Origin of the sequence: Streptococcus sp. HMSC076C09, from assembly GCF_001837905.1 — a bacterium.
Classification (GTDB): Bacteria; Bacillota; Bacilli; order Lactobacillales; family Streptococcaceae; genus Streptococcus; species Streptococcus parasanguinis_I.
Window position 1 is genome coordinate 63,347 of the sequence record NZ_KV834636.1, and the last position, 6,128, is coordinate 69,474.

The following is a 6,128-nucleotide window of genomic DNA, read 5'->3' on the forward strand; positions in this document are numbered from 1 at the left end:
CCCAACTTCTTAGACATTCTAGATCAATAAAAGACCAGTTCATTCCGGTCTTTTAAGGTTTTATTTGCCATCCTTTTTCCGAATTCCTAAAAGGGCTAATCCAGACAGAAGAATGGAAGCTCCTGTAGCAAGAATATTAGATGAAGGATGGGTACCTGTCTCTGGAAGAGCAGGTTCTGAAGAACGCGTCGCACTTAGTGAGCTTGTGTCTGATGGAGATTCTGAGTAAGAGGTGCCAAACGAAGACACGACAGACTCCGAAGAACTTGTCACAGCAGAGAAGCTTGACGCATAAGACACACTGATCCATTCAGAAATTTCCTGCGATAGGGATTGACTCTCTGTTGATGATGCGCTTATAGAATCTGAAACACTCGTCAAAGGAAATTCAGATACTGGCATGGACGTTGAAGCCGATTCGCTTGTTGAAAGGAGTGAAGCTGATTGGCTATAGGAGTCAGACTTCGATAGCGAGGCCGACGCTAGAGATTCTGAATGGGATGTCCATTGTGAAGCAGATAGACTCTCAGAAACGGATCGAGAGAACGATCCAGACTCTGAAACCTGCGATGCAGCTACGACATGAGAAGTTGAAGCCGATTCGCTTGTCGAAGCAGAAGCTTGAACTAATGAATCTGATTGACTCGCGGAAACCGAAGCTTGGACCAACGACTCTGAGTAGCTATTAGAGATCGAAGCTTGTATCAACGATTCAGACTGGCTTGCGGAGACTGATGCTTGAACTTGTGACTCAGATTGGCTCGCTGAAGTCGATGCTTGAACCAACGACTTTGATTGACTGGCAGATACAGATTCCTGAACCAACGACTCTGATTGACTTGCAAAGATCGAAGCTTGAACTTGTGATTCTGACTGACTCCATGATGTTGATTGCAAATCAGTCGATACTTGCGATTCCGACTGACTCATTGAATCAGAACGAGAAAAGGACATAGATTCTGTATTTTGAGACTTAGATTCGACATCAGAAGTAGATTGTGATTGACTCACTGAAACCGATTCTTGTACTAACGATTCTGATTGGCTCGCTGAAACTGATGCTTGAACCAAAGACTCTGATTGGCTAGACGATACAGATGTCTGAGCCAAGGAGTCTGATCGACTGGCGGAAACTGATTCTTGTACTAACGACTCTGATTGACTCACTGAAACCAAGGCTTGTACCTGCGAGTCTGATTGGCTCGCTGAAACTGACGCTTGTACCAACGACTCAGACTGACTTGCTGAAACTGATTCTTGTACCAATGACTCAGACTGACTTGCTGAAACTGATTCTTGTACCAATGACTCAGACTGACTTGCTGAAACTGTGGCTTTTACCAAAGACTCTGATTGGCTAGACGATACAGATTCCTGAACCAAGGAATCAGACTGACTCGCGGAAACTGATTCTTGTATCAAGGAATCGGACTGACTCGCTGAGACTGACTCTTGTACCTGCGAATCAGACTGGCTCGCAGAAACGGATTCTTGAACCAACGACTCTGACTGACTGGCCGATACAGATTCCTGAACCAACGACTCTGATTGGCTAGCAGATACGGATTCCTGAAGCAAGGAATCTGACTGACTCAACGAAACGGATTCTGACAGCTTTTTGCTCATCGAAATAGATTGTGACAAGGAAATCAGTTGAGAAACCACTTCCTCCGATCCAACAGCTGATGTCGACTGCGATTGAGACACAGAAATTGATCTAGATGCTAAATTAGATAAGGATACCGACTGACTCAACGAAACAGATTTAGAGGCTTTTTCAGACTCACTCTTAGATGCTGATGCTGCTTTTGATTGTGAGTCTGATTGACTGGATGATACCGACTCTTGGACCAGCGAATCTGACTGACTTGCTGAGACAGATTCTTTAACCAGCGAATCGGATTGACTGGCCGATACAGACTCCTGAACCAATAATTCCGATTCACTCTCAGAAACTGAGGCTTGGACCAACGACTCTGATTGGCTTGCCGAAACGGACTCTTGAACCAATGAATCTGACTGGCTTGAAGAAACCGACTCTTTGAGCAGCGACTCGGACTGGCTAGCAGAGACTGAGGCCTGAACTAACGAATCCGATTGACTTGCTGAAACAGAGGCCTGAACCAACGAATCAGACTGGCTGGCAGATACGGATTCTTTAATCAAGGAATCTGATTGACTGGCTGAAACCGACTCTTGGACTAGAGACTCCGACTGACTAGTGGAGATCGATTCCTGAACCAACGAGTTGGATTCGCTTGTCGATACAGATTGTGACAAGGAAATCGAGGTTGAAACCTGTGAATCTGATTGACTGGCGAAGCTAGATGCTTGTGACAAGGAAACGGACTCACTGACCGAAACAGATTGAGAAGATGAAATGGATTCTGAAACTAGTGACTCTGAAGTTGAAATCGAGAAGTTTTGAGATTGTGAAGCAGATTCTGACGGTGTCATCTTCCGATAGTAATAATTCACACTCGTTAAGGGATATGAATCTACTATTTTTTTGATCGTTTGTTTGAAGTTGGAAAAACCATCTGCTCCTTGAGGTGTTGCATCTTCTCCAACGACCATGGTCGTATTTTTATCGAGGTAGGCTGATTTTGGAAGTTCCGTGAATGGTTTTGGAACAGTATATTCTATTCCTGTTTTCTCATCAGTGTATGTAACTGTCTCCTTACTAGAGAACCAACCTGTAATATCCAACTCAAAATGTTGGTAATCTATTCGTTTTGGTGTAACATTCAGGAAATAATCCTTGTTTTTACTTTCAACTTTACGAGTTCCACCTAAATCTGAAAGGTTATCCGTACTATCTTGTTTAAATTCTTTTTCATAAACAAGTGTATATACATCGGTTACCTTAGCGTTTCCTACATCACCACTACTAACATCATGGATTTTAGAAGGATCTAAAACATAGTAGCGAAGAGAATAATCACCATTTTGATTAAGGGTGACAACTTCACTTTTAATGAAATGCTCACGCGCATCCCCTAATAGTTCAATTCTTGATTTCCCATTCTTACTATTATCGAACACCCCACTTTTACGATTCGGGAACACGGTATGCGCTGGGACCTGTACATAACCAGGAAATTCGCGTGGATTGGAAGCTGTATAATGCTGGCCTTCCAATCCGTAGATTCTATACTCTAGTAAGGATCTTTCTTTCCCCGTTGGTTCATATTGCCCATTAAACCATCTACCATTCGGGTCCACTTCTCTATAGAAGGTCGATTGTTGTCCCATCATAGATGGAATTTTGATACTAGGATACGTCCTAATCAATTGCCCCTGATTCTCAGGCGTCATGACATCATAAATACTCCGGAATAAGAAAGCCTGTTCCGGAATAAAATTCGTTAGCATTCCAAAGGTCCCATTACCTGTAGAAGGTTCCGAATTAAAAACCTTGTTCCCAAGGGGAGCCTGACCAATTAGTACTTCTTTTGGTAATTGAATATCTTGGCCATATCCTTCTGGAGATACAGTTTGTGAAAAAATTTCAGCCCCATCTGATTTTCGGACAATGCGGAAATAAACATCCATTGCCTTATGCTTTTCCGGATCTATCTCACTGATATCAATCGACATGGTCGCATAGTAACCAAGTGACTCTCCTTGTTTATTCACAAAGTCCCAAATACCAAATGTATAACGATTGGTGTAGGGTTCACCTAAAAAATTTTTCAACTCTTCAGGCGAAAATCTTAAGAGATCTTTATCTAGATGAGGATCCTTAGCATATCCTGGTGTGTCAAGTGTAGGATCTTCTACACTCGCACCATTGGGATCTTCTGGGTTCGGGCTCATATCCAATACATCATCAGCCAAGTATGTTTCCTCAGCTAGAGGAGCCAACTGAGCAGAGATCGCAGGTTTCCCATCTACATTTGTATTTCCCACAAAACCTGCAGCTGTCAAGGTCGTCATCATCTCATCGACAGCTTTCTCCAAACGATCGCGCTGGTCAGCATAAGCTTGAGCACTGGCATTGGTATGGATCAAGTTATTACTTGCAGCCACTTCGGCCTGCACTTTGTTAATGACCGCTTCGACCACTGCTCGGCGATCGGTGTCCGTCATTTTAGATGCGTAATTCCCTGCAATTTCCTGTAGCAATTCAGCTTCAGAGGTATTTTGTTCTAAAACAGTAGCTTCTTCTAAACTAGTCGGCTCTTCAACAACTACCTCTGACTCTAGAGCTTGAGCAGACTCACTAAGTGCCGTTGATAATGCAGTTGATCCAACTTCGCTCAAGGACAAAGAGGTGGATTCACTGATCGAAGCAGACGCACTCTCAGATGTAGAAAAACTAGTTGATCCTGAAACAGAGATGGATTCTGAAGGCTGGCTTGAAGTTTTTGCTAAGACCACACTATCCACTTCTACCAAGGTTTCCTCTTTTGTCTCAGAAACCGTTGGTGCAAGTGATGTTGCATCCTCCGCCTTAGCAGTCGTAGCAAGCACAGCACCACCAAAAACAGTCCCTACCGTAATCAAACCCTTTAAGAAGGCTTGGTTATGCTTTTGACTTTCTATTTGATCTTGCTGCACGTTGGCAATGATAGTCTCCTCCACTTGCCCACGCACCACGCGAAAGAGGCCTAGAGCAGCTGTTGATGCTCGAAGCCAATTTTTTCCTGATTTAATTAATTTGAAGCGTACGACACGATCTGTCTCACGAAAGTTTCCTTTTGAACGCTTAAATTGCATGATATTCCCCTTACATTGTAGTCATTATTATTATACAGGAATACTACGTAGATTCAAGTAATTCGCTACAAAAAACTTCTATATTATTGTTTAATTTTCAAATTTTTTGTAACACATTAAAAATACTTCATTCTACTAATAAAAAAGTGAATCTCCTATGAGATTCACTCGAAAAAAATGATATTTCCTACTAGATCAGTTCCCCTTCTTTTTACGTCGGGTAAGTCCAGCAATTCCAGCTAACCCTGTAACTACCCCGAGAAGAACTGATGTTACAGATTCTGTTTCGCCAGTATTCGGAAGCGCCACAGATTGGCTGTGTTTTTGTGAACCACTTGCTGTTTCTGATACAGACAATGACTCTGAACGAGAAATTGATTGGCTCATTGAGTTAGAGTATGAACCGCTACCAGATGTTGATCCTGATTGTAATTGACTCACTGAAACTGAAGTACTTACTGATGTTGAAGTTAATTCAGGTGCAGAGGTACTCAATGATGCTGACTCTGATGCAGATACTGATGTCGAAACCGAAAGCGAAGTAGAGACTGACTGGCTTTCTGATACTGAACTGCTCAACGATGCTGACATTGATTCGGATGTCGAGATTGATTCAGACGTAGACGCTGACAAGGACGCTGAAACTGATTCAGATACAGAAATCGATTCGGACATTGAGACTGATTCAGAGGTTGAGACTGATTCTGAGGTAGAGGCCGACTCAGAGGCTGATGCTGACTCAGATACAGAAACTGATTCAGACGTTAATACTGATTCTGATGTAGACACCGATTCAGACGTTGACACAGATTCTGATGTTGAAACTGACTCAGACGCTGAAACTGACTCAGACACAGATGCCGATTCGGATGTTGACACAGATTCAGACGTTGATACTGATTCTGATGTTGACACTGATTCAGACGCAGAAACTGACTCAGAGGCTGATGCTGATTCTGACGTAGAAACCGATTCTGATACAGAAACGGACTCTGAGGTCGATACTGATTCAGAGGTAGAAACCGACTCGGATGCTGAAACTGATTCAGACGCAGAAACTGACTCCGATGTCGAGATTGATTCAGACGCAGAAACTGACTCCGATGTTGATACCGACGCAGAGGCTGAAACTGATTCTGATGTCGACACTGATTCAGATGCTGAGACTGATTGGCTTACTGAAGTTGAAGCTGATTCGGACACTGATACTGATTCAGAGGTAGAAACCGATTCGGATGTAGACACTGACTCAGAGGCTGACAATGATTCAGATGTCGAGATTGATTCAGACGTTGATACTGACTCGGATACCGACTCAGACGCCGAGACTGATTCAGAGGTTGATGCTGACTCAGATGCAGACAATGATTCTGACGCTGACTCGGATGCAGAAACTGATTCTGAGG

The 6,128-nt window shown here is 43.1% G+C and carries 2 protein-coding genes; both read right to left on the reverse strand.

Annotation, left to right across the window (positions count from 1 at the left end):
- Positions 1-60: 60 nt before the first annotated feature.
- Positions 61-4,722, reverse strand: coding sequence for an accessory Sec-dependent serine-rich glycoprotein adhesin (locus tag HMPREF2704_RS11625; protein WP_070845731.1), 4,662 nt, complete (start codon positions 4,720-4,722; stop codon positions 61-63).
- A 195-nt stretch (positions 4,723-4,917) separates the two neighbouring features.
- Positions 4,918-6,128 (reverse strand): LPXTG cell wall anchor domain-containing protein (locus tag HMPREF2704_RS03840; RefSeq protein WP_141760632.1); only part of this gene is annotated, 1,211 nt, incomplete at its 5' end.